Source organism: Micromonospora sp. NBC_00858, assembly GCF_045207365.1.
Taxonomy (GTDB): Bacteria; Actinomycetota; Actinomycetes; order Mycobacteriales; family Micromonosporaceae; genus Micromonospora.
Genome location: NZ_CP108828.1, coordinates 6,752,942 through 6,779,517, shown reverse-complemented (window position 1 = coordinate 6,779,517; position 26,576 = coordinate 6,752,942). Strand labels below are relative to the sequence as shown.

The following is a 26,576-nucleotide window of genomic DNA, read 5'->3' as shown; positions in this document are numbered from 1 at the left end:
CCCCTCCTCGGCGTCCCATACCCCCGCCACGGCCCGACTATCCGTTGCGGACCCCCCGGCCCTGGTACAGCACTGCGGTGGACCAGGTCGGCACGATGCGTGGGGCACGGCCGGCGGCCGCGCCGGGCGTCCGAGACGCGCGAGCCCGCCGCAGCAGCCAGGCGAGCATGCCACCGAATTGGGGTCGGATGCCGCGCAACCGCAGCTCGACACCGTGTCGCGCGCACTCGGTCACCAGCGCGTGGGCGTCCACGAACAACTGTGGATCGTGGATGCCGCGCGGCACCGCCGGCAGTCGCTCCGCGATTCGCACCGCGACCAGACGGGCCAGCACCGTGTCGTTCAGAGTGTCCAGAACCAGTACGCCGCCCGGGCGCAGCAGCCGGCACGCCTCGGCCACCGCGCGCGGCCAGGCCGGCACATGTTCCAGCAGCTCACCGGCGGAGACCACATCGGCGCACCCGTCGGGGAGCGGGACCGCGGTGACGTCGGCCTGGAGCACGCGTACCCCGTGCTCCGCGGCCTGGACCAGCGCCGAACGGGTCAGGTCGACGCCGACGTGCCGGTATCCCTTGCCGGCCAGGTGCGGCGCGAGCAGCCCGGCACCGCAGCCCAGGTCGACCAGGAGCGCGTCGGGGCGGGTGGCGGGCGGCACCATCGCCGCGCGGGCCTCGGCCAGCCAGTGCAGCATCGCGAACGCGCCATCCGGCCGCCACCACTCGCCGGCCAGGTCGTCGTACTGGCGCGGATCGTTACGCGGCAGCACCCGGGGGCCGGTGGACGCCGCGGCCGCAGCCACGTCTCGCATGGCACCGAGCGTGGCACGACTGCTCGGTAACGACCAGACTTCCCTTATGTCGTCGAGGGTGTTAGGGCTGGTCAGGGCGAGCCATCCGGAACCGGCCGCAGCGGTGACCACGGTGGCCGGTCTGCTGGCCTGGGGAGTGGGGCACCGGCCCGCCGGAATTGCCTCGGTGGTACTCGCCGTGCTGGCCAGCCAGCTCGCCGTGGGCTGGACCAACGACGCGCTGGACGCCGAGCGGGACGCCACGGTGGGGCGTACCGACAAGCCGGTCGCCGCCGGCGCGGTCGGCCGACGCACCACGGCCTGGGCCGCGACGGCGGCCGCGCTGGCCTGCCCGCTGCTGGCGCTGACCACCAACCCCACGGCGGCGTTCTGGCTCACCGTCGCCCTGGTCTCCGCGCTGCTCTACGACTGGCCGCTCAAGGCCACCGCCTTCTCGGTGCTGCCGTACGCGGTCTCCTTCGGCGCGCTGCCCGCCTTCGTGGTGCTGGCGCTGCCCGGTGAGCCGACCCCGCCGGCCTGGCTGCTGGCGGCCGGTGCCTGCCTGGGCGCCGGCGCGCACTTCGCCAACGTGCTCCCGGACCTGGCCGACGACGCGCGCACCGGGGTGCGTGGCCTGCCACACCGGCTGGGTGCGGCAGGCAGCCGGGTGGCCGCGGCCGCGCTGCTGCTCGCGGCAACCGCGGCCCTGGTGCTCGGGCCGCCCGGGCCACCGTCGGCGATCGGGGTGGCGGCGATCGGCACGGCCGCCGTGGTGCCACCGCTGAGCTGGTACGCCGGACGCTCGGCGGTCCGGGCCGGCCGGCGGCCGGTGGCCGCCTTCCGCGCGGTGATGCTGGTGGCCCTCATCGACGTGGTCCTGCTGGTGGCGAGCGGTCGGGTGGTGTGACCGGTACCCAGGGAGGTGGCATTGCCGGGTCCGCGTGCGGGCCTCGATCAGCCCCAACTACCCTGGAGCGCGGTCTGCGCGGGTATGGCCACCGTGCCCGGCGTGCGGCCGGGTGGGGATCGTGACGAGGAGGACCGACGTGACGCGCTCGATCAGGGGATCCCGGCGGGCGGCCCTGCTGCTGTCCGGGATTGCGGCGGCCACCAGCCTGCTGGTGTCCGGGTGCGGCGCCGGCCAGATCGCCGAGACCGCCAAGAAGGCGCCGTCGGTCCAGGGCGTCAACCTCTCGGCCGGCAACGGCGCCTTCGCAGTACGCGGCCTGCTGGTCGAGTACCCGGGCGTCGAGGGCTACCGGGCCGGGCAGGACGCCGCGCTCAACGCCGTGATCTACAACGACTCGAAGGAAACGGTGACGGTCACCGTCACCACCGAGAGCGCCCGCGAGGTGGTGATCAGCGGCGGCTCGGCGAGCGCGTCGCCGTCCGCCTCGGCGTCGCCCTCCGCCAGCCCGTCCGCCTCCGAGTCCGGTACGCCCAGCCCGTCGGCCACCGAGTCCGGCTCGCCCAGCCCTTCGGCGACCCCGTCCGAGACCGGGTCGTCCTCGGCCACCCCGTCCGCCCCGGAGTCGGCGCGGGCGTCGGGCTCGGCCAGCCCCTCCACCCCGGGGGAACCCGCCCGCATCGAGCTGGCACCGCTGAGCTACCTCCAGCTCAACTCCGAGGCCACCACGCAGCTCCGGCTGATCGGCCTGACCGAGGCGCTGCGCTCCGGCCAGAACGTCTTCGTGACCTTCGACTTCGGCAACGGCAACGCGGTGACCGGCCCCGCGCCGATCGCGGTGCCGCTCACCCCCGCGGCACCCCCGTCGCCGATCATCGAGCGCGAGGGCGGCTACGAGGGTGAGGAAGAGGGTGGCTCCGGCCACGGCTGACCAAACCCCGGCATCGACAAACACCCCGGCGTGGTGACCACCACGCCGGGGTGTTTTCGTCGTACGCGAGGGCTAGCGTCCTGATGTGACCACCTCCCGATCGACCTCTCCGCGCGGCGGCACGGCCAGTGGCGCCCGCGGTCGATCCACCGCCCGCGAGCCGCGTCCGGCCTACGAGTGCGACGCCTGCGGCCACCAGCCCCCCAAGTGGGTCGGGCGCTGCCCGGAGTGCGGCGAGTGGGGCGCGGTGGTCGAGAGCACGGTGACCGGTCCGACGGTTTCCGGTCGGGTGGTCAGCTCCCGGCTGCCGGCCGAGCCGGCCCGGCCGATCGCCACCATCAGCGCCGCGCCGGCCCGCGCCCGGCCCACCGGGGTGAGCGAGCTCGACCGGGTGCTCGGCGGCGGCCTGGTCCCGGGCGCGGTGGTGCTGCTCGCCGGCGAGCCCGGCGTGGGCAAGTCGACCCTGCTGCTGGACGTGGCGCAGCAGTGGGCCGCCGGCTCCGGCACCCCCTCGCTGGTGGTCAGCGGGGAAGAGTCGGTCAGTCAGGTGCGGCTGCGCGCCGAGCGGATGGGCACCCTGCACGACCAGCTCTACCTGGCTGCGGAGAGCGACCTGGCGGCGGTGCTGGGGCACCTCGATGCGGTCAAGCCCGGCCTGCTGGTGCTCGACTCGGTGCAGACCATCTCGACCACCGCCAGCGAGGGGGTTCCCGGTGGCGTGACCCAGGTCCGGGCGGTCACCGCCGCGCTGGTCGCGGTGGCCAAGGAGCGGGGCATCGCCACCGTGCTGGTCGGGCACGTCACCAAGGACGGCCAGGTGGCCGGGCCCAGGGTGCTGGAGCACCTGGTCGACGTGGTGCTGCACTTCGAGGGTGACAAGCACTCCTCGCTGCGGCTGGTGCGCGGCGTCAAGAACCGGTTCGGCGCGGCTGACGAGGTGGGCTGCTTCGAGATGCACGAGGGCGGCATCAGCAGCCTGGCCGACCCGTCCGGGCTGTTCCTGACCCGCTACTCGGAGCCGGTGCCGGGCACCTGCGTGACCGTGGCGATGGAGGGGCGCCGCGCCCTGGTCACCGAGGTGCAGGCGCTGATCGGCGCGACGGTGGCCGGCTCACCCCGACGCACCGTCTCCGGCCTCGACTCAGCCCGGTTGGCAATGGTTCTCGCGGTGCTGCAACGCCGCACCGAGCGGCTGACCCTGCATGACCGGGAGGTCTTCGCGGCCACCGTGGGCGGCATCCGGGTCGTCGAGCCGGCCGCCGACCTGGCGGTCGCGTTGGCGGTCGCCTCCGGCGGGCTCAACCTGGCCATCGCGCCGCACCTGGTGGCGATCGGTGAGGTGGGGCTGACCGGCGAGGTGCGCCGGGTCGGGGCGGTGCCGCGCCGGCTGGCCGAGGCGGCTCGGCTGGGGTTCAAGGTGGCCCTGGTCCCGCCCGGTTGCGGCCCGGCCAGCACCGGTGCCGGCCCTGAGCAGATGCGGGTGACCGAGGTCACCGATGTCCGCTCGGCCCTGCACCATGCGGCCCGCGCGTCCGCCGAGTGACCCACCGTGTCGACGTGGAGGGCGATACCGGACAGCGCGCCGCAAGCGGGAAACGGTTGGAAGGGCGGCATCGTGACACATCACAGTAACCACGACAGCACCCACCGCACCGCAGTCCGTAGACTGTGCCCGTGCCGATCGACCGCGATACCACCAAGCCTGCCGGCGCGCCGCCTCACGCCCGCACCGGTGGCATGGGCTCGCCCGCCCGCCCGATCAGCGTGAACGTGACCGCGGGTGCCACCGGGAGCGCCGGGGATCCGCTGCGCGCCAACCTCGCCCTGATGGCACCCGGCACCGCGCTGCGCGACGGGTTGGAGCGCATCCTGCGCGGCCGCACCGGCGCGCTCATCGTGCTCGGTTACGACAAGATCGTCGAGGGTCTGTGCACCGGCGGCTTCCCGCTGGACGTGGAGTTCTCCGCGACCCGGGTGCGGGAGCTGTGCAAGATGGACGGCGCCGTGGTGCTCTCCAGCGATGGCACCCGCATCGTGCGGGCAGCGGTGCACCTGATGCCCGACCCGTCCATCCCGACGGAGGAGTCCGGCACCCGGCACCGCACCGCCGAGCGGGTGGCCCGGCAGACCGGCTACCCGGTCATCTCGGTCAGCCAGTCGATGCGCATCATCAGCCTCTACGTCAACGGTCAGCGGCACGTGCTCGACGACTCGGCGGCCATCCTCTCCCGGGCCAACCAGGCGCTGGCCACGCTGGAGCGCTACAAGCTCCGGCTGGACGAGGTCTCCGGGACGCTCTCCGCACTGGAGATCGAGGATCTCGTCACCGTGCGGGACGCGGTGGCGGTGGTGCAGCGGCTGGAGATGGTCCGCCGGATCGCCGACGAGATCGCCGGTTACGTGGTCGAGCTGGGCACCGACGGCCGGCTGCTCGCACTCCAGCTCGACGAGCTGATGGCCGGCGTGGACGCCGACCGGACACTGGTCATCCGGGATTACCTGCCGGTCGGCCGCAAGTCCCGCACCCTGGACGAGGCGCTGGTCGAGTTGGATCTGCTCGGCGCGACCGAGCTGATCGACCTGGTGGCGGTGGCCAAGGCGATCGGTTACCCCGCCGCATCGGACGCACTGGACGCCGCCGTCAGCCCCCGCGGTTTCCGGCTGCTGGCCAAGGTGCCCCGACTGCCGGTGCCGGTGGTCGACCGCCTGGTGGTGCACTTCGGCAGCCTCCAGCGGCTGCTGGGCGCGACGGTGGAGGACCTGCAGGCCGTCGAGGGGGTTGGTGATGCCCGGGCCCGGGGCGTCCGCGAGGGGCTGTCCCGGCTCGCCGAGGCATCGATCCTGGAGCGGTACGTCTGACCCGGCTCAGCCGGTGATGGTGATCTTCAGCGGTGCGCTCAACTTGGTGCCGACCCGGGCGAACACCTGGTACGTCCCGGCCGGCGGGAAGGGCCCGGCAGCCAGCCCGCTGTTGTCGCACCGGGTGGTGTCCCGTCCGTTCCAGCCCACCTGGTAGGAGCGCTCGAAGTTTGGGGTGAAGGACTGCACGTCCGACCCCTTCACCTTGCCGCAGGTGTCCGACGACCAGATCTTCTCGGCACCGGACTTGATGAAGATCTCCTGGAGATCGGCGCCGACGTTCCGGCTGCACGTCCGGTCCGACGTGTTCTTGATCTTGAGGTGAAGGTCGACCACCGCCCCGCGCTGCACCGAGGTGGGCTGCGCCACCGAGGTCACGCTGATCTCCGCGTCGGTGCAGGTGCCGTCGTCCACCGATCCGGCGGCCGCGTCCGGCGGCACCACGTTGCTGGTGATCTCGGGGCTTGGCTCCCCCGTATCAGGATCGGCGGACCCGGACGCTGGCGGAGCCCCGGTCTGCGGTGTCAGCACCGACCCCCCGGGACCCGGGGTCGCGGTGGACGTCGAAGTTGCCCCTGCCTGCGGTTTGCCGCCCGAGCGGCCCGAGCCGGTGCAGGAATAGAGCAGGACAATCAGGAAGAGAAGCCCCGCTCCGAGTACGACGACACGACGCCGCCAGTACACGGCGGGTGGCAGGGGGCCGACCGTCAGACGCATGATGCCCCCCACCGTAGCGGCGCGGCCCCCGCCAGGCCGGCGCGACGCGCCGGAACGTCACCGACTCGACCCACCGCGCGTCCACTAAGGACGGACAAGTCGATCGTCCCGTGCCCGATCAGAGGTAGACCTTGCGCTGATAGACCGCATGCGCGCCGGCCACCCGGTCCAGGAAGAGCAGCCCGGCGCAGTGGTCGATCTCGTGCTGCAACGCCCGCGCCTCGAAGCCGTCGGTCACCAGCCGGATCGGCTCCCCGGTGCCCGGCAGGTCCCCCTCCACCACCAGCCGGCTGGCACGCTTCACGTCCCCGGTCAGGGCCGGCACCGACATGCACCCCTCCCGGCCCGGCTTCCACCGGGTCGCCTCGACCACCCGGGCGTTGCAGAGCACGAAGGTGCCGTGCACGGTGACCGCCTTCGGATGCCCGGTGACATCAACAGCGAAGACCCGGGCACCCACCCCGATCTGCGGTGCGGCCAGGCCGACGCAGCCCGGCGAGACCCGCATCGTGGCGACCAGGTCGGCGGCCAGCCGGACCGTCTCCTCGGCGGTCGGATCGACCTCGCCGCCGACCCGACTCAGGACCGGGTGCGGGGCCGACACCACCGGCCGCACCTCGCCCGGCACTGCCAGCGACTCCGGCGTCCAGTCGCCCAGGCCGGCGTACGTCTCGACGTCCCGGCCGGTGTCCGCCCTACTCCGCTCGCCGGTCACAGCAGGTCCGGATCCGCCGGCCGGAGGGTCACCTCGACGCCCAGCTCGGTGGCCGTACGGTGCAGCCGGCCGATCAACGTGTCGGCGACTCCAGCCGGCAACTCGACCTCGGCCAGCACCACGTAGAGCGAGCCGGCCAACCGGGTGCTCAGGTCGGTGACGTTCCCACCAGCGTCCACCAGCACCCGGGTCATCGCCGCGACGATGCCCATCCGGTCCGACCCGTGCACCGCCATCACGTACGGCTCGCCCACCGGGGGCACCTCGGCGTCCGGGGTGACCGCGCGTACCGTCGCCAACAGCTGACCCTCGGCGGCCAACGGCGCCAGCGCGGCCTCGACGTCGGCGGCCGCCGGGCCGGTGCAGATGAGGGTCATCGCGAAATGCCCCCGCAGCCGGGTCATCGTGCTGTCGGTGAGATTCGCGCCCAGTCGGGCCAGCACCTCCGCGACGTCGGCCACGATGCCCGGCCGGTCCCGACCGATGACGGTGATCGCGAGCTCGTTCATCCGCGCATTCTGCCCGATCCGTCCGCTGCCGCAGTGGCACCCCGCCCGAGCCGCCCATCCAGCGGGAATGCGCCGCGTGACATCATCGACGACGCGATGACTGAGCCCGATTTCGCCACCATGGTCAGCCGGTGGTACCAGCAGCACGCCCGTGACCTGCCATGGCGCGAACCCGGCGTCAGCCCGTGGGCCATCCTGGTCAGCGAGGTCATGCTCCAGCAGACGCCGGTGGTCCGGGTGGTACCCGCCTGGCAGGCATGGCTGGCCCGCTGGCCGAACCCGGCCGCGCTGGCGGCGGACAGCCCGGCCGAGGCGATCCGGATGTGGGGACGCCTCGGCTACCCCCGCCGGGCGGTCCGGCTGCGGGAGTGCGCGGTCGCGATCGTGGACCGGCACGCCGGCCAGGTGCCGGACCGGCTGGAGCAGCTGCTGGCGCTGCCGGGAGTCGGCACGTACACGGCGCGGGCGGTGGCCGCGTTCGCGTACGGGCAGCGGCACCCGGTGGTCGACACCAACGTGCGCCGGGTGGTCTGCCGGGCGGTCGCCGGCGAACCGGACGCCGGGCCGGTCACCCGACCGGCCGACCTGGTCGCCACGGAGGAGTTGCTGCCGGTGGAGCCGGCCGCCGCGGCGCTGGCCAGCGCCGCCTTCATGGAGCTGGGTGCGGTGATCTGCACGGCCCGGTCACCACGCTGCGCGGCCTGCCCGATCGAGTCGGTCTGCGCGTGGCGGGCCTCCGGGCAGGAGGCACCGGCCGGACCGACCCGCCGGCCCCAGCGGTACGCGGGCACCGACCGGCAGGTACGCGGGCTGCTGCTCGGGGTGCTCCGGGAGTCGACCGGGCCAGTCCCGCACCAGCGGCTGGACCAGGTCTGGACCGACGACGTGCAGCGCGCCCGTGCCCTGGCCGGCCTGGTGCACGACGGGCTGGTGGAACCCGCCGGTGCCGACTCCTTCCGCCTCGTCGGCGACGGCCCGTCCCTGCCCACCCCCGACCTCACTGCCTGACCCGCGGGCCGGCCCGTGCGGCGGTGATCGACTCCATATCGCGGACATCGGGGCCTACCGACGCCAGGACACCGCGACATCGCCGACACCGAGTCGATCATCGCAACGATGACGGCCGAGGCGGACGACGACGACCGCCGCGCGCGGTGTGGCGGACGGACAGCGGAAAAGGCGGGGCCCGGTGGCTTGCGCCACCGGGCCCCGCCCTCGCTGCTGGTCTTGCTACTCGTCCGCGCCTGCGGCGGCGGTGCCGCCGAGATCGGCCGGTACGGCGTCCGGAACCTCGACCGGCTTGTCCGCGCCATGGAAGACGAGCTTGGACTTGTCGATGTCGTTCGGGTCGCCCTCGCAGTCCACCACCACGATCTGACCCGGGGTCAGCTCGTTGAACAGGATCCGCTCGGAGAGGTTGTCCTCGATGTCGCGCTGGATCGTGCGACGCAGAGGACGGGCACCGAGCACCGGGTCGAAGCCCTTCAGCGCCAGGTACTTCTTGGCGTTGTCGGTCAGCTCCAGACCCATGTCCTTGTTGCGCAGCTGCGTCTCGATCCGCTGGATCATGATGTCCACGATCGAGAGGATCTCGTTCTGGCGCAGCTGGTGGAAGACGATGGTGTCGTCGATCCGGTTGAGGAACTCAGGCCGGAAGTGCTGCTTGAGCTCGTCGTTGACCTTCTGCTTCATCCGGTCGTAGTTGGACTCGGAGTCCTCCGACGCCTGGAAGCCGAGCGACACCGCCTTGGCGACGTCCCTGGTGCCCAGGTTGGTGGTCAGGATGATGACCGTGTTCTTGAAGTCCACGATCCGACCCTGACCGTCGGTGAGCCGACCGTCCTCCAGGATCTGGAGCAGCGTGTTGAACACGTCCGGGTGGGCCTTCTCGATCTCGTCGAAGAGAACCACCGAGAACGGCCGACGCCGCACCTTCTCGGTCAGCTGCCCGCCCTCGTCGTAGCCGACGTAGCCGGGAGGGGCACCCACCAGCCGGGAGACCGTGTAGCGGTCGTGGAACTCGGACATGTCCAGCTGGATAAGAGCATCCTCGCTGCCGAAGAGGAACTCGGCGAGCGCCTTGGACAGCTCGGTCTTACCCACGCCGGACGGGCCGGCGAAGATGAACGAGCCCGACGGGCGCTTCGGGTCCTTCAGGCCGGCCCGGGTACGCCGGATCGCCTTCGAGACCGCCTTGACCGCGTCCTCCTGGCCGATGACGCGCTTGTGCAGCTCGTCCTCCATGCGCAGCAGGCGCGAGGTCTCCTCCTCGGTCAGCTTGTAGACCGGGATACCCGTCCAGTTGCCGAGCACCTCGGCGATCTGCTCGTCGTCGACCTCGCTGACGACGTCCAGGTCACCGGCCTTCCACTCCTTCTCCCGCTGCGCCTTCTGGCCAAGGAGCTGCTTCTCCTTGTCGCGCAGCTGGGCGGCGCGCTCGAAGTCCTGCGCGTCGATCGCGGACTCCTTGTCGCGACGCACCTGGGCGATGCGCTCGTCGAAGTCGCGCAGGTCTGGCGGCGCGGTCATCCGGCGGATCCGCATCCGGGCGCCAGCCTCGTCGATCAGGTCGATCGCCTTGTCCGGCAGGAAGCGGTCGGAGATGTACCGGTCGGCCAGCGTGGCGGCTGCCACGAGAGCGGCGTCGGTGATCGAGACGCGGTGGTGGGCCTCGTAGCGGTCGCGCAGGCCCTTGAGGATCTCGATGGTGTGCGCCAGCGACGGCTCGCCCACCTGGATCGGCTGGAACCGGCGCTCGAGCGCAGCATCCTTCTCCAGGTGCTTGCGGTACTCGTCGAGCGTGGTGGCACCGATGGTCTGCAGCTCACCACGGGCCAGCATCGGCTTGAGGATGCTCGCCGCGTCGATCGCGCCCTCGGCGGCACCCGCACCCACCAGGGTGTGGATCTCGTCGATGAACAGGATGATGTCGCCGCGGGTGCGGATCTCCTTGAGCACCTTCTTGAGGCGCTCCTCGAAGTCACCGCGGTAGCGGGAACCGGCGACCAGCGCACCGAGGTCGAGCGTGTAGAGCTGCTTGTCCTTGAGCGTCTCGGGCACCTCGCCCTTGATGATCTTCTGGGACAGCCCCTCCACCACGGCGGTCTTACCGACGCCGGGCTCACCGATCAGGACCGGGTTGTTCTTGGTACGGCGGGAGAGCACCTGCATGACCCGCTCGATTTCCTTCTCGCGCCCGATGACCGGGTCGAGCTTGCCCTCGCGGGCGGCCTGGGTCAGGTTGCGGCCGAACTGGTCCAGCACCAGGCTGGTCGACGGCGCGGCCTCACCCGGCGCGGCGCCAGCGGCGGCCGGCTCCTTGCCCTGGTAGCCGGAGAGCAGCTGGATCACCTGCTGGCGGACCCGGTTGAGGTCGGCGCCGAGCTTGACCAGCACCTGGGCGGCGACGCCCTCACCCTCGCGGATCAGACCGAGCAGGATGTGCTCCGTGCCGATGTAGTTGTGGCCGAGCTGCAGCGCCTCGCGCAGCGACAGCTCCAGCACCTTCTTGGCCCGAGGCGTGAACGGGATGTGCCCGCTCGGCGCCTGCTGGCCCTGGCCGATGATCTCCTCGACCTGCTGGCGGACGCCCTCCAGGGAGATGCCGAGGCTCTCCAGGGCCTTTGCCGCGACGCCTTCACCTTCGTGGATCAGGCCCAGCAGGATGTGTTCCGTACCGATGTAGTTGTGGTTGAGCATCCGGGCCTCTTCTTGGGCCAGGACGACAACCCGTCGCGCTCGGTCGGTGAACCGCTCGAACATGCCCTCGTGCTCCTCACGTGCCGTGCGCCTTGATGGTCTAGATCTTGGCGGGGCCGGTGCACGAACGTCCGGGACGGGCGTCCGTGCCTCCTTACTCTATCGTCGCTGACCGACTCAGCTGAGGTCGTGTGTCTCCGGTGTGGGTCGGTTCCACGTTGTTTTGGACAACCGTCCGCGCTCAGGAGGTGTTCCGGTACCCCTGTCGCTACGCGCAGAGCGAAATCCGACTGGCGCGACGGAAGCCCTCTCCCGGCCCTGGGAGGCTCCGAGAGGGGGGTCAGCGCTGGCGACGAACGCCGCGCCCGACCCTGGGGGAAGTTGTCCACAGGCTGTGGATAGCTGCTCCACTGGTTGTGGACAACGTCGGTCGGGCGGGAATGCTTCCCGGACGCTCCGCTGGCCCGACGCCCCCCGCCGGCGGCCGTGGATACGGCGACGCCGGCCCGGAGAATGCTCCGGCCCGGCGTCGTGTCGCCCAACGGTGGCCGATGCCACCAAGCTGCTGACGGATCAGCGCTTCGCGTGGAACTCGTCGACGATCTCCTGCGGGATTCGACCCCGGTCCGAGATGTCCTTGCCGGCCTTCTTGGCCCAGTCCCGGATCGCCTTGTTCTGCTCCCGGTCAGCGGTCGCGCCACCCCGACCGCGGGCAGCACGCCCACCGATCACCACGCCGCCCCGGCCCACCTTGGTGCCGGCGGCCACGTACGACGCAAAAGCGTCGCGCAATTTCGCGGCGTTGGAACTCGACAGGTCGATCTCGTACTGGACGCCGTCGAGGGCGAACTTGACGGTCTCGTCAGCGTCCCCGCCGTCCAGGTCATCGACCAGCTTGTGAATGATCTGCTTGGCCACGTCCCACATTCCTTTCGAGCAGGGTCTCCTGCTAACGAGAGCACAATAACCCGTGCTCTGCTCGCCCCGTCAATAGGATGCGGTATCGACCCGACGCGAGCCGCCGAGACTACTCGGGGCGCACCAACGGGAAGAGGATCGTTTCCCGAATTCCGAGCCCGGTCAGGGCCATCAACAGCCGGTCGATTCCCATTCCCATACCTCCGGCCGGCGGCATTCCGTACTCCATCGCCCGGAGAAAGTCCTCGTCGAGACGCATCGCCTCGTCGTCGCCACGAGCGGCGAGCTGCGCCTGGGCCAGCAGCCGGTCCCGCTGCACCACCGGGTCGACCAGTTCGGAGTACGCGGTGCCCAGCTCGAACCCGAGCACGTACAGGTCCCACTTCTCCGCCAGCCCCGGCTCGTCACGGTGGGCCCGGGTGAGCGGGCTGGTCTCCTCCGGGTAGTCCCGGATGAAGGTGGGCGCCTCCAGGCCGGGAACGACCAGTTCCTCGAACAGTTCCTCGGCCAGCTTGCCAGGGCCCCACTTCGGGTCCACGGCCAATCCCACCTTGTCGGCGTACTCGACCAGTCGGGACCGTTCGGTGCGGACCGTGACCTCCTCGCCGAGTGCCTCGGAAAGCACCCCGAACAGGGTTACCGACCGCCACTCCCCGCCCAGGTCGAACTCCCGCCCGTCGGCGTGGGTCACCACGGTCGAGCCGCTGACCGCGACCGCCGCCTGTTGCACGAGATTGCGGGTCAACTCGGCCATCGTGTTGTAGTCGCCGTACGTCTGGTACGTCTCCAGCATCGCGAACTCCGGCGAGTGCGAAGAGTCGACACCCTCATTACGGAAGTTGCGGTTGATCTCGAAGACCCGGTCGACGCCGCCGACCACTGCGCGCTTGAGAAACAGTTCCGGAGCGATTCGCAGATACAGATCAGTGCTCAACGCATTGCTGTGAGTCACGAACGGTCGGGCCGCCGCGCCGCCATGCAGCAGTTGCAACATCGGCGTTTCCACCTCGATGAAACCCTGTCCGTGCAGCGAATCGCGCAGGCTGCGCACCGCCGCGGCCCGGGTACGGACCATCTGCCGGGCCTGCGGCCGGACGATCAGGTCGACGTAGCGCTGGCGGACCCGCGCCTCCTCGGAGAGCGGCTTGTGCGCCACCGGCAGTGGCCGCAGCGACTTGGCGGTCATCTCCCACCGCTCGGCCAGCACGGACAGCTCGCCCCGGCGACTGGTGATCACCTCGCCGGTGACGCCGACGTGGTCACCGAGGTCGACCAGGCGCTTCCAGTCCTCCAGGCGTTCCGGCCCGACCCGGTCCAGGGAGAGCATCGCCTGCAGCTCGGTGCCGTCCCCGTCGCGCAGGGTCGCGAAGCAGAGCTTGCCGGTGTTACGCACGAAGATCACCCGACCGGTGACCGAGGTCTGGTCGCCGGTGGCGGTGTCGGTGGGCAGGTCGGCGTAACGGGCCCGCACCTCCGCCAGGGTGGCCGTGCGGGGAAATCCGACCGGGTACGGCTCGACGCCGTCGGCGAGCATCCGGTCCCGCTTCTCCCGGCGGACCTTCATCTGCTCGGGAAGGTCGTCGGCGGGGTCCACTGGCACGGCGTTCTGCTCGGTCACGGCACGCTTCCTCGTCACGGAGATACAGGGGGTCAGGCCCGAGCGTACTCAAGCGCCTGGGGGGCTGTTACCGGATAACCTGCCCGCCATGGTCGATCACACTCATGCCCTCTCCTTCGGCGCTGCGGCGAGCGATTATGACCGGTTTCGCCCCACCTATCCGGAGGAGGCGGTCCGCTGGGCGCTCGACGGGCTGAACGACGCCGCCCAGGTCGTCGACCTCGGCGCCGGCACCGGCATCCTGACCCGCGTCGTACGGGCGCTCGGCCACCAGGTCCAGCCGGTGGAGCCCGACCCCGGCATGCGGGCCCAACTGGACGCCGCCACCCCCGGTCTCACGGCCCTGGCCGGCAGCGCCGAGTCGGTGCCACTGCCGGACGGCATCGCTGGCGCGGTGCTGGTCGGCCAGGCCTACCACTGGTTCGACAAGGAGCCCGCGCACGCCGAGGTCGCCCGGGTGCTCCGGCCGGGTGGGACGTTCGCCCCGATCTGGAACGTTCGGGACGACCGGGCGGCCAGCTGGATCGCCGAGTTGAGCCGGATCGCCGACCTCCGGGACAACTCCCGCGACCTGCTCCAGCAGGTCACCGGCTTCGGCCCGGCCTTCGGGCCGGTGGAGCTGGCCCAGTTCGCGCACCGGACCCGGCTCACCCCGGAGCAGCTGCTCGGCATGGTGCGCACCCGCTCCTACTGGCTGACCGCCAGCCCGCAGGAACGGGACGAGGTCGACCGGAAGGTACGAGACCTCCTGGCCAGCCACCCGGACCTGGCCGGCCGGGAGACCATCGAGCTGCCGTACCGGACGCTGGTCTTCCGCGCCCGACGGCGCTGAACCGCCGGGGTCACAGGTTGCGGTCGTAGACCATCCGCAGGCCGATCAGGGTGATCATCGGCTCGTGGTGGGTGATGCTGCGGCACTCGTTGATCACCAGGGAGGCGAGACCGCCAGTGGCGATCACCGCCTTCACCGTGCCCAACTCCTCGGTCATCCGCTCGACGATGCGGTCCACCTGCCCGGCGAAGCCGAAGTACAGGCCGGACTGGAGGCATTCCACGGTGTTCTTGCCGATCACCGAGCGGGGCTTGGTCGCCTCGACCTTGCGTAGCTGGGCGGCGCGCGCGGCGAGCGCGTCGAAGGAGATCTCGATGCCCGGTGCGAACGCCCCACCGAGGAACTCGCCCCGACCGCTGATCACGTCGAAGTTGGTGGTGGTGCCGAAGTCCACGACGATCGACGGCCCGCCATAGAGGGTGTACGCGGCCAGGGTGTTCACCACCCGGTCGGCGCCCACCTCCTTCGGGTTGTCGATCGCCAACTGCACGCCGGTCCGCACTCCGGGCTCGACGATCACGCTCGGCAGGTCGGCGTAGTAGCGGCCGAGCATGGTGCGCAGCGACCGCAGCGCGGCCGGCACCGTGGAGCAGGCGGCCACACCGGTGATCTCGACGTTGTCCCCGGCGAGCAGGCCCCGGAACATCAGGCCCAGCTCATCCGCCGTCGAGCGGGCATCGGTCTTGATCCGCCAGGAGTGCACCAGCTTGTCGCCGTCGAAGGTCGCCAGCACGGTGTTGGTGTTTCCGATGTCGATGCAGAGCAGCACGCAAGCAGCCTAGACAACGACCGTACGGGCGGGTGCGGACCGGGTTGCGGACCGTATCCTTGTCGCATCGCGACATGAACATGGGTCAATCCACGGCGCGGCCGGACGGGGAGCGGACATGTCGGGGACGTGGTGGGTGCGGGGCCGTAACACCCTGCGCCGGCGTAGGCGGCATGTGCTGGTGCTGGTCGCACTGGCCGGCGGCGCCATCTGGATGGTCGTGCAGGCGTGGCGGGCGTCCTTGCGGGAGGCCGGCAGCTTCGCCGGCGATCTCTACCTCAACATCGGCGCCGCGCTGATCATGACGCTGCTGACCTACGTGGTGCTCAACCCGCTCTTCCGCGAACTCCAGACGGTCAGCATCATCGAGCACCCGCGACTGGACCGGGACGCGCTGATCGAACGGGTCGCCCAGTCCCGGGAGGTCGTGGCCATCCTGGAGACCTGGACCAGCATGCTGGAGGGCCCGTACGCGTCCCGGTTCGTGGCGGCGCTGCGCTCCGCGCTCGTCAACGGCGCCGCCGTCAAGGTGCTGCTGCTCGACCCGGACTCGCCGGCGGTCCGGCTGCGCGGCGAGGAGCTGCGCCGGCGGGACGCCTCGGTGGCCATCCTCAACAACATGTGGCACCTGGCCCGGCTCGCCGAGGAGCTACCCGAGTCGGCCCGGGCCCGGCTCCAGGTCCGGGTCTACAGCGCCGCCCCCTCGGTGCAGATGTACCGCTGGGACGGCAAGGCGTTCATCTCGTTCTTCCCGGTCCAGGGCAGCACCTTCGACACCCAGCAGATCGAGGCGTTCGTCTCGACCCCGCTCGGCGAGTTCGTCGACGACCGGTTCGCCGAGCTGTGGGAGACCGCGCCGGTGGAGGACCTGGCGGCCTGCCTCACCCTGCGGCTCTGCCTGCGCCAGGCCGGTCGGGACCTGGAGACCTGCGAGGCGCTCTACGTCCGCTCCGACGGCGACTGGTACATCGCCGGCACCGACCTGGTGCGCAACGTGGCCCGGCACGGCCTGGCCGGGCTGAGTGTGGTGCTGGACCGGCCCGAGGCGGAGGGCGAGACCTTCGCCATCGGCGAGGCCGACGAGCTGCCGCCCGAGATCTACAACCGGGTGCTGGAACTCTTCCGGGCCAAGTACGGCCTGGACGGCCGGCAGGACACCGAGAACCGGGTGATCTTCAACCTGGCCGCCACCTCACTGACCACCGTCTGAGGCCCGGCCCGCCGCGAGTAGCGCCGGGCCGGACACCCGTCACTCGATCCGCAGGTCCATCGCGATGTCCAGAATGGGCGACGAGTGGGTCAGCGCGCCCACCGAGAGGAAGTCGACGCCGGTGGCCGCGTACCGGCCGGCCACCTCCAGGGTCAGGCCGCCGGTCGCCTCCAGCTCCGCCCGGTCCCCCACCGCCGTCACCGCTTCCGCGAGCGTCTCCGGCGTCATGTTGTCGCAGAGCAGGAAGCCCGCACCGGCCTCCACCGCCTCCACCGCCTCGCCGACCGTGGTCACCTCGACCTGCACCGGCACCTCCGGGAACGCCTCCCGGACCCGCCGATAGGCCGCGGTGATGCCCCCGGCGGCGAGCTTGTGGTTGTCCTTGATCATGGCCACGTCGTAGAGGCCCATCCGCTTGTTGGTGCCGCCGCCGGCCCGCACCGCGTACTTCTCCAGCTGCCGCAGGCCCGGCGTGGTCTTGCGGGTGTCCAGCACCATCGCCTTGGTGCCGGCCAGCGCGTCCGCCCAGGCACGGGTGTGGGTGGCCACCCCGGACATCCGGCAGAGCAGGTTGAGCGCGGTGCGCTCGGCGGTGAGCAGCAGCCGGGTCGGGCCGGTCACCGTCGCCAGCACGTCGCCGCGCGCCACCCGCTCTCCGTCGCGGGCCAGCACCGACACCTCGACGGTACGGCCGAACCCGGTCACCTCTCCGACCAGCTCGAACACGGCGGCGGCCACCGCCATCCCGGCCACCACGCCGTCCGCGCGGGCCACCAGGTCGGCGGTGTCGGTCTGCTCCGCCGGAATGGTGGCCACGCTCGTGACGTCCAGGAAGTCCGGCCCCAGGTCCTCGACCAGCGCGTTCTCGATCACCCGCCGCACCTGCGCGGGGTCCAGTCCGGCCGCCCGCATCGCCTGCCGCGTCGACTCCGTCATGACCTTCTCCGTTTCCGACTGCGGGGCCCGCAAAATCGGCTCACTCCTCGCGCTCACCGCATTCCCTCCCACTGCTGCGTCAACCGGCCCTGCGCCCCGACCGACCCGACCAGGTGACCCAGCCACCGCTCGTCGGCCGTGGGGAAGTCCTCCCGCCAGTGGCAGCCCCGGGTCTCACCGCGGGCGTACGCGGCGGCCACCAGCGTCGATGCCACGGTGAGCAGGTTGGTCGCCTCCCAGTCGGCGGTCCGCGGTCGGCCTCGGGCGGCACCCACCTCGGTCAGCGTGCCGGCCGTCTCGGCCAGCGTCGCGGCCGAACGCAGCACCCCGGCGCCCCGGGTCATCGCCCGTTGCAGGGCCGGCGTCGTCTCGGTCGGGAGCACCCAGCCCGCACCACCGCGCCAGGCGCCGGTGTCCGCCGGTTGGACCTGCTCGGGAAGGCCGGCCGCGATGTCCTCGGCGATTCGCCGGGAGAAGACCAGGCCCTCCAGCAGCGAGTTGCTGGCCAGCCGGTTCGCACCGTGCACGCCCGTGCAGGCGACCTCGCCGCAGGCGTACAGGCCGGGGATGGACGTGCGGCCGCGCAGGTCGGTGCGGACGCCGCCGGAGGCGTAGTGCGCGGCCGGGGCGACCGGGATCAGGTCGGTGGCCGGGTCCACGCCGATCGCCAGGCAGGACGCCACGATGGTCGGGAACCGGGCGGCCAGGAAGGTCCCACCCAGGTGCCGGGCGTCGAGGAAGACGTGGTCCGCGCCGTTGGCCAGCAGCACCCGGTGGATGCCCTTGGCCACCACGTCCCGGGGGGCCAGCTCGGCCAGCTCGTGCTGGCCCACCATGAACCGCTTGCCGTCCGCGTCCACCAGGTACGCGCCCTCGCCACGCAACGCCTCGGAGACCAGCGGCTGCTGCGCGTGGCCGGTACCGGGCACGCCCACGCCGGACGGGGTGATCAGGGCGGTCGGGTGGAACTGGACGAACTCCACATCGGTCACCGCCGCGCCGGCCCGCATCGCCAGCGCCACGCCGTCCCCCGTGGAGACCGCCGGGTTGGTGGTGGCGGCGAAGATCTGCCCCATCCCGCCGGTCGCCAGCACCACGGCCCGGGCCAGCAGCGCGCCGACACCATCCTCACTGCCCTCGCCGAGTACGTGCAGGGTGATTCCGCAGGCCGGGCCGAGCCCGTCCGGGCCGTCGCCGGGGGCACGCAGCAGGTCCAGCACCAGGGCGTGCTCGACCAGCCGGATCCACGGGTCGCGTTGCACCGCATCGTGCAGGGCCCGCTGCACCTCGGCTCCGGTGGCGTCTCCGCCGGCGTGCACGATCCGGTCCGCCCGGTGCCCACCCTCACGGGTCAGCATCAGCGACCCGTCCGGGTTGCGGTCGAACTCGGCGCCGATCCGGATCAGCTCCCGCAGCCGGAGTGGGCCCTCCTCGACCAGCACCCGGACCGCCGCCGGGTCGCAGAGCCCGACACCGGCGATCTCGGTGTCCGACGCGTGCGCCGCCGGGGTGTCCGCCGAGTCGAGCACGGCGGCGATGCCGCCCTGCGCCCACCGGGTCGAGCCGTCGTCGATGTTGACCTTGGTGACCACCGTGACGTGCAGGCCCGCCTCGCGCAGGTGCAGCGCCGCGGTCAACCCGGCCACCCCGGAACCCACCACGATCACGTCGGTGGTCTCCACCCAGCCGGGCGCGGGCGCGGCCAGCAACGGGGGCAGCGCCGGCAGGTCGACGGTCGGAAGGTCCATCCCCCCAGTCAACCCGAACCGTCCTCGCCCCGGGCGGCCGGGGCACGACGAGTGGTATGGGCTACCCCGTCCGGCGCCGGCCCTGCCGCGCCGGACGGTTGGCCGTGGTCACTTCGTCCGAACCGGCAGGCCGGCCGGGCCCGCGCCCCGCAGCGAGCCGGTCACCGTACGGTCGCTGAGCCACAGGTAGCAGCGGACCCCTCGGTCGCCGACCCGCCAGCGCCCCGCACCCGGCGGGCGGACCACCACACCGCTGCGGAATCGCAGCTCGGCGTCGTTCGGCACGCCCACGTACCGGCCGAGGATCGTGCGGCAGCCGGTGTAGAGCGGAGCCCAGTCCGCGTCCCGGGTCGGGTACGGCGTGTCCGGTGCCCGCCACACCCCGACGAACTCGGCGTCGTGGCGGACACCGCACTCCACCGGGACCAGCGTCTGCGCGCCCCGGACGGTCGCGCCGCGGGTCTGCTGGCAGCCCAACCGCAGCGCGGAGACCCCCTTCAACGCGTCCCGCAGACTGCCCGACCGGACCACCACGGTGGCCGCCGCCTCGACCGTGGTCAACTCGCTGAGATCGCACCGGTACCAGCGGGAACCCGCCGCCCAGCCCGGCCCGGACGGCAGCGCCACCGACAGCCGCAACCGGCCGGCCCGCCAGTCGTCGCCCACGTACCCGGTGGCCCGGGTGTCGCACTCGGCGAACGCGCCGCGCAGCTCGGCAGAGCCGCCGGCCGGGGCGGTGGCCCGCTCGACCGGGAACGCCCCCACGTGCACGGTCTCCACCCGGTGCGGGCCGGCACAGTCCACCGGCTGATAGCCGGCCAGGGTGACGACGTCGGTGAAGTCGGCGGCCTGACACACGCCGGCGGCCGGGGTGAACGGCACCGCCGGCGGCAGCGCCGCCCAGTCGTCGGTCAGATCACCGTCCAGGCCGCCGGCCCCGGCGCAGCCGACCAGCAGAACTGCCGTCACAGCAGCGGCGAACAGGGTCGTCATCGCACGGCGCATCGCGGCCTCCCCCAGCCACCGACCAGCTTCCGACGGCGTGCCAAGGGTAACCGGAAATGACCTTACGGTGACAGACCGGAATCGCCGTGCGTGGCATCAGGCGCTCGCCACGGCCAACGGGCTGGGCACCGGGTCGCCGGCCGTGCCCGGTGCCGCCGCAGCCGGGTCGGCGCCCAGCTCGACCACCCGGTTGTCCGCATTGACGTGCACCACCCGTGGCCGGTACGACCGGGCCTCGGCGTCGTCCATCTGCCCGTACGAGATCAGGATGACCAGGTCACCGGGGTGCACCAGGTGCGCGGCGGCACCATTGATGCCGATCACGCCGCTGCCCCGCTCGCCCGGGATGACGTACGTCTCCAGCCGGGCCCCGTTGGTGATGTCCACGATCGCCACCTGCTCGCCGGGGAGCAGGTCGGCAGCGTCGAGCAGGTCCTCGTCCACCGTCACCGAGCCGACGTAGTGCAGGTCGGCCTGGGTCACGGTGGCGCGGTGGATCTTCGACTTGAGCATGGTCCGCAGCATCGGGGTGGCCTTTCGCGATGGTGGTGAAGGGTGCGGCCGGGTCAGGGGCGGGGGGCGAGGTGGATCGCCGCGTTGTCGATCAATCGGGTGCTGCCCACCCACGCGGCGATCACCAGCCGCGCCGGCCCGGACACCGGCCCCGGCTCCAGCTCCGGATCGGTGAGTACCAGGTAGTCGAGCCGGGCGCCGGGCGTACCGGCGCCGAACGCGGCGTGCGCGGCGGACAGCACCGCCCCCGCGTCCAGGCCGTCGTCGGCGGCCCGCGCACCGGCCAGCAGCGCGGCGGACAGGCTCAACGCGGCGGCCCGCTCGGGCTCGCTCAGGTAGCGGTTGCGGCTGGACAGCGCCAAACCGTCCGGCTCCCGGACGGTCGGCACGCCAACCACCTCGACCGGTACGTCCAGGTCCCGGGTCATCCGCCGGACCAGGGTGAGCTGCTGGTAGTCCTTCTCGCCGAAGAACGCCAGGTCAGGCCGGGTGAGCTGGAGCAGTTTCAACACCACGGTGAGTACGCCGTGGAAGAAGCCGGGGCGGCTCGCGCCCTCCAGTTCCGCGCCGCGCGGGCCCGGGTCGAGCCGCACCCGGGGCTGGCCGTCCGGGTACATCTCGGCCACCGACGGGGCGAAGACCAGGTCGGCGCCGGCCCGCCGGCACACCTCCAGGTCCGAGTCGAGCGTCCGCGGATAGCGGTCGAAGTCCTCGTTCGGCCCGAACTGCAGCGGGTTCACGAAGATCGTCACCAGCACATGGTCGGCCTGCTCCCGGGCAGCGCGCAGCAGCGTCTCGTGCCCGGAGTGCAGCGCGCCCATGGTCATCACCACGGCGACCGTGCCCTGCAGCGCGGCCCGCGCCTCGGCCAGGTCGGCACGGGTGTGCACCAGCTGGGTCATGCCGCCACCTCCCGGCTGGTGCTGGCGAGCACGCCGAGCAGCGACTGCGCGTCCACCGGCCGGAGCCGGCCGGCGGCGATCGCCCGGTCGGCGGTACGCCGGGCCAGCGCCAGATAGGCGGGGACGGACTCCGGGGCGGTGGCGGCCAGCCGGGCCAGGTGCCGCTGGACGGTACCCGCGTCACCGCGGGAGACCGGGCCGGTCAGCGCGTCGTCGCCCAGCCGCAGCGCGTTCTCCAGGGCGGCCCGCAGCAGCGGGGCGAGCACCTTCTCCGGCTGGGCCACACCGGCGTCGCGCAGCCGGTCGGTCGCCTCGTTCACCAGGGTCACCAGGTGGTTCGCGCCGTGCGCCAGCGCGGCGTGGTACAGCGGGCGGTCCGCCTCGCCCACCCACTCGGGCACGCCGCCGAGGTCGGCGACCAGCCGGGCGGCCAGCGGGCGCAGCTCCGCCGGGGCGGTCACCCCGTACGAGATGCCGGCCAGCCGGGCCAGGTCGTCCGGCGTACCGGTGAAGGTCATGGCGGGGTGCAGGGCGAGTGGCCGGGCACCGACCGCCACGGCGGGCTCCAGCACGGCCAGCCCGTGCGCGCCGGAGGTGTGCGCGACCACCTGGCCCGGGCGCAGCGCGCCCCGGTCGGCGAGGTCGGCGACCACCCCGGCCAGCGCGTCGTCCGGCACCGCGATCAGCAGCAGGTCGGCGGCGGCGTGGGCGACGGCGGCGACCGGACGGCGAGGTACGTCGGGCAGCAGCAGGGCGAGTCGGGCGCGGCTGGCCCCGGAGCCGCCGGCGACGGCGACCACCCGGTGCCCGGCGGCGGCGAGCGCGGCGCCCAGCACGGCACCGACCCGTCCGGCGCCGACGACACCGACGGTCAGGAAGCGAGAGGGAACGGAAGCCGGGGCGCCGGTGACGGCGCTGCCCTGCGGTGCGGCGGCCCCGCGCGGGGCGGCCGGACGCGGGCGCAACGGTGCGCTCATGACGACGATCCAGTCCTCGAGAAGGGGTACCGGTCGATCGCAAGTATGCGCCCGGGGCACGGAACCGGGACAAGCATGTGTGAAAACCTTCACGACCCCGCCGGGCGGGATCGGCGCGGTGGCCCCCGGACGTTTCCGGGGGCCACCGCGACGGTCAGTGCCGGGGGCGGAGGAATCCGGCGTCGAGGAACTTGAAGTCGGTGTCCGGACGGGCCTCGCCGTCCTCACCCGGGGTCTCCGGGGTGTTCCGGCCGTCGTGCACCACCAGCAGACCACCCGGGTAACCGGGCAACGGGGTGGAGACCACGGCCGCGCCGTCACACTCCTGCGACCCGTCGACCCGGCCGTCGACCACCGCGAACCGGCCCGTCGGCCGATCGGTGCGCCGGTCGTAGGTGTAGAAGGTGTCGTCGCCCTGGCTGGACACGAGCAGGGTGCCGGTGGAACGCCCGGTGGGGTAGATGGTCAGCCCCTCCACGTCCTGGGCGATCCGGCCGCCGAAACCGGGATCGGCCGCGTAGTCGGTCACGCAGTCCTCCTCCTCGGCGTCGTACGCCGCCGGCACGCCGTACTCGCGGACCCGCTCCACCGACACCGGCGCGCCCACGAACCGGCCGTGAACCAGTCGGGTCCGCCACAGCCCGACCTTCTCCTGGGCCAGGTGCACCACCCCGCTGTCCGGGTCCACCACCGTCCCCTCCACCTGCGGGCCGTCACCCGGGTCGGTGCACGGCGACCACGCGGTGCCGTCGGGCAGGGTGAACGTGCTGGGCAGAGTCAGCCGGTCCACCCGCCGGTAGCTCACCTTCCCGGCCCGCTCCACCAGCCGGAACACCCCCACCTCCGGGGTGCTGCGCCGGCTCACCACGGCGTACACGCTGCCGTCGGTGTCGGTGTACGTGCCCAGCCCGTACGCGGTGCGCTGCTCGTTGACCCCGGCCTGGTCGGCGTTGAACGCGAACGGCACGTCCGGCGCGGTGACGTCGGTCAGCAGCCGGGTGCGCGGGTCGATCCGGTAGAAGCGCAGGTGGTCACGCCCCCGGTCGGTGACCACGGCCAGGTCCGCGCGCCGGCCGGCCAGCCGGAACCCGCCGACCAGGTCGACGTTGTTGAACCGGCCCGCCTCGTCCTCCGGTCCGGGTGCCGGTGGGGTGGCGATCACCTGTCGTTCGCGGGCCCGCAGGTCGTACACCCGCAGACCGCCGTTCTTCGCGGTGGCGATGACCAGGCTGCCGGCCCGGTCGGTCGGGTTGACCCAGATCGCCGGATCGTCCGCGTCGGCGTCCCCGCCGGCCGCGTCGTCAAAGAGGGAGGGGGTCTCGACCACCGCGCGGACCGGGCGCGGAGTGTCGGTCCCTGCGGGGCGCGGCGCGGCGGTCGCGGGAGCGCCGGCCAGCAGCAGCGGTACGACCGCCAGCGCGAGGATCACGAGTCGTCTCATACCCGGTGACCGTAGGGTCGGCACGGTGACGCACCCTGAACACGGAATGAACTGATGTCGATTCCCTGGCGTGACGCGATGAGCCGGGCGCTCTACGGGCCGGGCGGCTTCTTCGTGGCCGGCGCCGGGCCGGCCGACCACTTCCGGACCAGCGTGCACGCCTCCCCGGCGTTCGCCAGCGCACTGCTGCGCCTGATCTCCGAGGTGGACACGGCCCTCGGCCACCCTTCCCGCCTCTCCGTGGTCGACGTCGGCGCTGGGCGAGGGGAGCTGCTCCTTACCCTGCTCAGGCTCGTCTCATCCGAAGACGCCGCCGGGTTCGCCGCATCCGAGACCGCCGCCGGGCTCGCGGTGGGGGTTTCCGGGGAGCCCACCCGCTCCGGGCGGTCAGGCTTGATCCCTCCGCGGGCGGGCTCCCCGGAAACCCTGACCGCCACGGCCGCCGCCCGGCCGTCACGCGATGTGCCGTGGTCGGGCGCCGTCCGTCCGTCGCTGGCGGAACGGGTGCGGTTCACGGCGGTTGAGCTGGCACCTCGCCCCGAGCACCTGCCTGAGGAGATCGAGTGGGTGTCTGCGATTCCTGCTGGCATCAACGGGGTGCTGCTGGCAACCGAGTGGTTGGACAACGTTCCGTTGGACGTGGCGGTGCACACCGGACATGACTGGCGGTACCTGCTGGTCGATCCCGACAGTGGCGCGGAGACCATTGGGGAACTCGTCAGCCCTGATGATCTCGACTGGTTGACGACATGGTGGCCAAGGCCCACGAGCCTGCCTGGTGCGGACCGTGACCTGAATCCTGCGGTGACCTCGACTGACACGACCAGCGGAAGCGGGTCGGGTTTCCGGGCAGCCCGGCCGGCGCAGGGATCAAGCCTGACCGCCCGGAGCCGGCCGGGCTGCCCGGAAACCCCCCACAGCGACCACACACGAGCCGAGATCGGGCGGGCAAGGGACGCAGCATGGGCGGACGCGATAAGCAGGATCGAGCGAGGGATGGCCGTGGCCGTGGACTATGGGCACCTGCGGGACGGGCGGCCGGTGGACGGGACGCTGACCGGGTACCGGGGTGGGCGGCAGGTGCCTCCGGTGCCGGACGGGTCGGCTGACGTGACCGCGCACGTGGCCATGGACTCGGTCGCCTCCGCCGGCGCAGCGGTCGCCCGGTGTGCGTACTCCCTGGTCTCGCAGCGGGAGGCGCTGCGGGCGCTCGGGGCCGACGGCGGCCGACCGCCGCTGAGCCTGGCCGGCACCGACCCGGCGGGGTACGTGCGGGCACTGGCCGCCGCGTCGGCGGTGGCCGAGCTGACCGACCCGGCCGGGCTCGGCGGGCACTGGTGGCTGCGCCAACCGGTCGGCATCCCGCTCGGGCCGGCCGTGGCACGATGACGGGCATGAGCACCGACGCCGGGGACCTCCGTGAACTGACCGTCGGCACCGGGGCCGGCCTGGTCGCCGACACCGGCGGTGAGCAGCTCGGCACCGACATGGTGCTGAACATCGGCCCACAGCACCCCTCCACGCACGGCGTGCTGCGCCTGAAGCTGGTGCTCGACGGTGAGCGGGTGGTCGCCTGCGAACCGATCGTCGGCTACATGCACCGGGGCGCGGAGAAGCTCTTCGAGGTGCGCGACTACCGGCAGATCATCGTGCTGGCCAACCGGCACGACTGGCTGTCCGCGTTCTCCAACGAGCTGGGTGTGGTGCTCGCGGTGGAGCGGCTGATGGGCATGGAGGTGCCGGAGCGGGCCACCTGGCTGCGGATGGCGCTGGCCGAGCTGAACAGGGTGCTCAACCACCTGATGTTCCTCGGCTCCTACCCGCTGGAGATCGGCGCGATCACGCCGATGTTCTACGCCTTCCGGGAACGGGAGACCATCCAGGCGGTGATGGAGGAGGTCTCCGGCGGCCGGATCCACTACATGTTCAACCGGGTGGGCGGGCTCAAGGAAGAGGTGCCGTACGGCTGGACCGGACGGGCCCGCGCGGCGATCGGCGAGGTACGCCGGCGGTTGCCCGACCTGGACCACCTGATCCGGCGCAACGACATCTTCCTGGCCCGGACCGTGGGGGTGGGCGTGCTCTCCGCCGCCGACGCCGCCGCGTTCGGCGCGTCCGGGCCGGTGGCCCGGGCCTCGGGGCTCGACCTGGACCTGCGGCGCGACGACCCCTACCTGGCCTACGACGAGCTGGACGTGCCGGTGGTGACGAAGACCGCCGGCGACTGCCACGCCCGCTTCGAGGTGCTGCTCGACCAGGTGTACGCGTCGCTGGACCTCGCCGAGCAGTGCCTGGACCGGGTGGATCGGCTGACCGGGCCGATCAACACCCGGTTGCCGAAGGTGCTCAAGGCGCCGGAGGGGCACACCTACGCCTGGACCGAGAACCCGCTCGGCATCAACGGCTACTACCTGGTCTCCCGTGGCGAGAAGACGCCGTGGCGGCTGAAGCTGCGCACCGCGTCGTACGCCAACGTGCAGGCGCTGGCCACCCTGCTCCCCGGCTGCCTGGTGCCGGACCTGATCGCCATCCTCGGCTCGATGTTCTTCGTGGTCGGGGACATCGACAAGTGACCTGACCGGG

24 protein-coding genes are annotated in these 26,576 nt (G+C 72.2%); 9 read left to right on the top strand and 15 right to left on the bottom strand.

Features of this window, described 5'->3' with window-relative positions; genetic code table 11:
- Positions 1 to 37: 37 nt before the first annotated feature.
- A complete protein-coding gene (locus OG990_RS31565; RefSeq protein ID WP_328421158.1) occupies positions 38 to 808 on the bottom strand; it encodes a methyltransferase domain-containing protein in 771 nt (256 codons plus the stop codon).
- Positions 809 to 854: 46 nt separating this feature from the next.
- Between OG990_RS31565 and OG990_RS31560 the strand changes: the two genes are divergently transcribed.
- The 4 genes from OG990_RS31560 to disA all read left to right on the top strand — a co-directional run bounded on the left by OG990_RS31560 (position 855) and on the right by disA (position 5,484).
- Complete coding sequence (locus OG990_RS31560) at positions 855 to 1,694, top strand: UbiA family prenyltransferase (protein WP_386988387.1); 840 nt, start codon at positions 855 to 857, stop codon at positions 1,692 to 1,694.
- A 151-nt stretch (positions 1,695 to 1,845) separates the two neighbouring features.
- Positions 1,846 to 2,625: a hypothetical protein gene (locus OG990_RS31555; protein ID WP_406081955.1), complete on the top strand. Its 780-nt coding sequence runs from the start codon at positions 1,846 to 1,848 to the stop codon at positions 2,623 to 2,625.
- An 85-nt stretch (positions 2,626 to 2,710) separates the two neighbouring features.
- On the top strand, positions 2,711 to 4,168 hold the full coding sequence (gene radA, locus OG990_RS31550; RefSeq protein ID WP_328421164.1) for a DNA repair protein RadA: 1,458 nt from the start codon (positions 2,711 to 2,713) through the stop codon (positions 4,166 to 4,168).
- A 131-nt stretch (positions 4,169 to 4,299) separates the two neighbouring features.
- On the top strand, positions 4,300 to 5,484 hold the full coding sequence (gene disA, locus OG990_RS31545) for a DNA integrity scanning diadenylate cyclase DisA (RefSeq protein WP_328421167.1): 1,185 nt from the start codon (positions 4,300 to 4,302) through the stop codon (positions 5,482 to 5,484).
- 6 nt (positions 5,485 to 5,490) lie between these two features.
- Here disA and OG990_RS31540 read toward each other — a convergent pair whose 3' ends face one another.
- The 3 genes from OG990_RS31540 to OG990_RS31530 all read right to left on the bottom strand — a co-directional run bounded on the left by OG990_RS31540 (position 5,491) and on the right by OG990_RS31530 (position 7,425).
- Positions 5,491 to 6,201, bottom strand: a complete 711-nt coding sequence (locus OG990_RS31540; protein ID WP_406078074.1) for a hypothetical protein — start codon at positions 6,199 to 6,201, stop codon at positions 5,491 to 5,493.
- Positions 6,202 to 6,319: 118 nt separating this feature from the next.
- Positions 6,320 to 6,916, bottom strand: coding sequence for a peptide deformylase (locus OG990_RS31535; RefSeq protein WP_386988399.1), 597 nt, complete (start codon positions 6,914 to 6,916; stop codon positions 6,320 to 6,322).
- A complete protein-coding gene (locus OG990_RS31530) occupies positions 6,913 to 7,425 on the bottom strand; it encodes an ACT domain-containing protein (RefSeq protein WP_328421173.1) in 513 nt (170 codons plus the stop codon). The genes OG990_RS31535 and OG990_RS31530 overlap by 4 nt, the downstream gene beginning before the upstream one ends.
- Before the next feature lie 96 nt (positions 7,426 to 7,521).
- On the opposite strand from OG990_RS31530, the gene OG990_RS31525 reads away from it, so the two are divergent.
- The gene (locus OG990_RS31525) at positions 7,522 to 8,433 is read left to right on the top strand and encodes an A/G-specific adenine glycosylase (RefSeq protein ID WP_406078073.1); all 912 of its coding nucleotides are present in this window, start codon (positions 7,522 to 7,524) and stop codon (positions 8,431 to 8,433) included.
- A gap of 222 nt (positions 8,434 to 8,655) precedes the next feature.
- Here the strand turns inward: OG990_RS31525 and OG990_RS31520 are convergent, their stop codons facing one another.
- From OG990_RS31520 to lysS, 3 genes are all read right to left on the bottom strand, one after another.
- A complete protein-coding gene (locus OG990_RS31520; protein WP_328421177.1) occupies positions 8,656 to 11,187 on the bottom strand; it encodes an ATP-dependent Clp protease ATP-binding subunit in 2,532 nt (843 codons plus the stop codon).
- Between the two features lie 510 nt (positions 11,188 to 11,697).
- Entirely contained in the window at positions 11,698 to 12,042 is a 345-nt protein-coding gene (locus OG990_RS31515; protein WP_328421179.1) for an Lsr2 family protein, read from the bottom strand.
- 109 nt (positions 12,043 to 12,151) lie between these two features.
- Entirely contained in the window at positions 12,152 to 13,660 is a 1,509-nt protein-coding gene (gene lysS, locus OG990_RS31510) for a lysine--tRNA ligase (RefSeq protein ID WP_328421180.1), read from the bottom strand.
- A gap of 88 nt (positions 13,661 to 13,748) precedes the next feature.
- Between lysS and OG990_RS31505 the strand changes: the two genes are divergently transcribed.
- Positions 13,749 to 14,492 (top strand): class I SAM-dependent methyltransferase, encoded by a 744-nt coding sequence (locus tag OG990_RS31505; protein ID WP_406078072.1) that lies wholly within the window; start codon positions 13,749 to 13,751, stop codon positions 14,490 to 14,492.
- 10 nt (positions 14,493 to 14,502) lie between these two features.
- Here the strand turns inward: OG990_RS31505 and OG990_RS31500 are convergent, their stop codons facing one another.
- Complete coding sequence (locus OG990_RS31500) at positions 14,503 to 15,261, bottom strand: type III pantothenate kinase (RefSeq protein ID WP_252417322.1); 759 nt, start codon at positions 15,259 to 15,261, stop codon at positions 14,503 to 14,505.
- Between the two features lie 118 nt (positions 15,262 to 15,379).
- Here OG990_RS31500 and OG990_RS31495 point away from each other — a divergent pair, with 118 nt between their 5' ends.
- Positions 15,380 to 16,471 carry a hypothetical protein gene (locus OG990_RS31495; protein ID WP_406078071.1) on the top strand — a complete coding sequence of 364 codons (1,092 nt, stop codon included), beginning with the start codon at positions 15,380 to 15,382 and terminating at the stop codon, positions 16,469 to 16,471.
- Between the two features lie 39 nt (positions 16,472 to 16,510).
- Here OG990_RS31495 and nadC read toward each other — a convergent pair whose 3' ends face one another.
- The 7 genes from nadC to OG990_RS31460 all read right to left on the bottom strand — a co-directional run bounded on the left by nadC (position 16,511) and on the right by OG990_RS31460 (position 23,993).
- The gene (gene nadC / locus OG990_RS31490) at positions 16,511 to 17,407 is read right to left on the bottom strand and encodes a carboxylating nicotinate-nucleotide diphosphorylase (RefSeq protein ID WP_328421189.1); all 897 of its coding nucleotides are present in this window, start codon (positions 17,405 to 17,407) and stop codon (positions 16,511 to 16,513) included.
- Between the two features lie 53 nt (positions 17,408 to 17,460).
- Positions 17,461 to 19,155 carry an L-aspartate oxidase gene (locus OG990_RS31485; protein ID WP_406078070.1) on the bottom strand — a complete coding sequence of 565 codons (1,695 nt, stop codon included), beginning with the start codon at positions 19,153 to 19,155 and terminating at the stop codon, positions 17,461 to 17,463.
- 108 nt (positions 19,156 to 19,263) lie between these two features.
- Complete coding sequence (locus OG990_RS31480) at positions 19,264 to 20,160, bottom strand: septum formation family protein (RefSeq protein ID WP_406078069.1); 897 nt, start codon at positions 20,158 to 20,160, stop codon at positions 19,264 to 19,266.
- A gap of 96 nt (positions 20,161 to 20,256) precedes the next feature.
- Positions 20,257 to 20,685 carry an aspartate 1-decarboxylase gene (gene panD, locus OG990_RS31475; RefSeq protein WP_406078068.1) on the bottom strand — a complete coding sequence of 143 codons (429 nt, stop codon included), beginning with the start codon at positions 20,683 to 20,685 and terminating at the stop codon, positions 20,257 to 20,259.
- 41 nt (positions 20,686 to 20,726) lie between these two features.
- On the bottom strand, positions 20,727 to 21,575 hold the full coding sequence (gene panC, locus OG990_RS31470; RefSeq protein ID WP_406078067.1) for a pantoate--beta-alanine ligase: 849 nt from the start codon (positions 21,573 to 21,575) through the stop codon (positions 20,727 to 20,729).
- On the bottom strand, positions 21,572 to 22,552 hold the full coding sequence (locus tag OG990_RS31465; RefSeq protein WP_406078066.1) for a Rossmann-like and DUF2520 domain-containing protein: 981 nt from the start codon (positions 22,550 to 22,552) through the stop codon (positions 21,572 to 21,574). Before OG990_RS31465 ends, panC begins: the two co-directional genes overlap by 4 nt.
- 154 nt (positions 22,553 to 22,706) lie before the next feature.
- Positions 22,707 to 23,993: a phytase gene (locus OG990_RS31460; protein WP_406078065.1), complete on the bottom strand. Its 1,287-nt coding sequence runs from the start codon at positions 23,991 to 23,993 to the stop codon at positions 22,707 to 22,709.
- Between the two features lie 54 nt (positions 23,994 to 24,047).
- On the opposite strand from OG990_RS31460, the gene OG990_RS31455 reads away from it, so the two are divergent.
- Both OG990_RS31455 and OG990_RS31450 read left to right on the top strand, forming a co-directional pair.
- Positions 24,048 to 25,382 (top strand): SAM-dependent methyltransferase, encoded by a 1,335-nt coding sequence (locus tag OG990_RS31455; protein WP_406078064.1) that lies wholly within the window; start codon positions 24,048 to 24,050, stop codon positions 25,380 to 25,382.
- Positions 25,379 to 26,566: an NADH-quinone oxidoreductase subunit D gene (locus OG990_RS31450; protein ID WP_406078063.1), complete on the top strand. Its 1,188-nt coding sequence runs from the start codon at positions 25,379 to 25,381 to the stop codon at positions 26,564 to 26,566. The genes OG990_RS31455 and OG990_RS31450 overlap by 4 nt, the downstream gene beginning before the upstream one ends.
- The last annotated feature ends 10 nt before the right edge of the window (positions 26,567 to 26,576 follow it).

Excerpts from the sequence above, each read along its gene's own strand:
- panD (WP_406078068.1), bottom strand. The coding sequence starts at position 20,685 with ATGCTGCGGACCATGCTCAAGTCGAAGATCCACCGCGCCACCGTGACC.
- OG990_RS31565 (WP_328421158.1), bottom strand. The coding sequence starts at position 808 with ATGCGAGACGTGGCTGCGGCCGCGGCGTCCACCGGCCCCCGGGTGCTG.
- OG990_RS31450 (WP_406078063.1), top strand. The coding sequence starts at position 25,379 with ATGACGGGCATGAGCACCGACGCCGGGGACCTCCGTGAACTGACCGTC.
- OG990_RS31455 (WP_406078064.1), top strand. The coding sequence starts at position 24,048 with ATGTCGATTCCCTGGCGTGACGCGATGAGCCGGGCGCTCTACGGGCCG.
- OG990_RS31520 (WP_328421177.1), bottom strand. The coding sequence starts at position 11,187 with ATGTTCGAGCGGTTCACCGACCGAGCGCGACGGGTTGTCGTCCTGGCC.
- panC (WP_406078067.1), bottom strand. The coding sequence starts at position 21,575 with ATGACCCAGCTGGTGCACACCCGTGCCGACCTGGCCGAGGCGCGGGCC.
- OG990_RS31480 (WP_406078069.1), bottom strand. The coding sequence starts at position 20,160 with ATGCGCCGTGCGATGACGACCCTGTTCGCCGCTGCTGTGACGGCAGTT.
- OG990_RS31485 (WP_406078070.1), bottom strand. The coding sequence starts at position 19,155 with ATGGACCTTCCGACCGTCGACCTGCCGGCGCTGCCCCCGTTGCTGGCC.
- nadC (WP_328421189.1), bottom strand. The coding sequence starts at position 17,407 with ATGACGGAGTCGACGCGGCAGGCGATGCGGGCGGCCGGACTGGACCCC.
- OG990_RS31540 (WP_406078074.1), bottom strand. The coding sequence starts at position 6,201 with ATGCGTCTGACGGTCGGCCCCCTGCCACCCGCCGTGTACTGGCGGCGT.
- OG990_RS31525 (WP_406078073.1), top strand. The coding sequence starts at position 7,522 with ATGACTGAGCCCGATTTCGCCACCATGGTCAGCCGGTGGTACCAGCAG.
- OG990_RS31505 (WP_406078072.1), top strand. The coding sequence starts at position 13,749 with ATGGTCGATCACACTCATGCCCTCTCCTTCGGCGCTGCGGCGAGCGAT.
- OG990_RS31460 (WP_406078065.1), bottom strand. The coding sequence starts at position 23,993 with ATGAGACGACTCGTGATCCTCGCGCTGGCGGTCGTACCGCTGCTGCTG.
- OG990_RS31495 (WP_406078071.1), top strand. The coding sequence starts at position 15,380 with ATGTCGGGGACGTGGTGGGTGCGGGGCCGTAACACCCTGCGCCGGCGT.
- OG990_RS31530 (WP_328421173.1), bottom strand. The coding sequence starts at position 7,425 with ATGAACGAGCTCGCGATCACCGTCATCGGTCGGGACCGGCCGGGCATC.
- OG990_RS31560 (WP_386988387.1), top strand. The coding sequence starts at position 855 with ATGTCGTCGAGGGTGTTAGGGCTGGTCAGGGCGAGCCATCCGGAACCG.
- OG990_RS31465 (WP_406078066.1), bottom strand. The coding sequence starts at position 22,552 with ATGAGCGCACCGTTGCGCCCGCGTCCGGCCGCCCCGCGCGGGGCCGCC.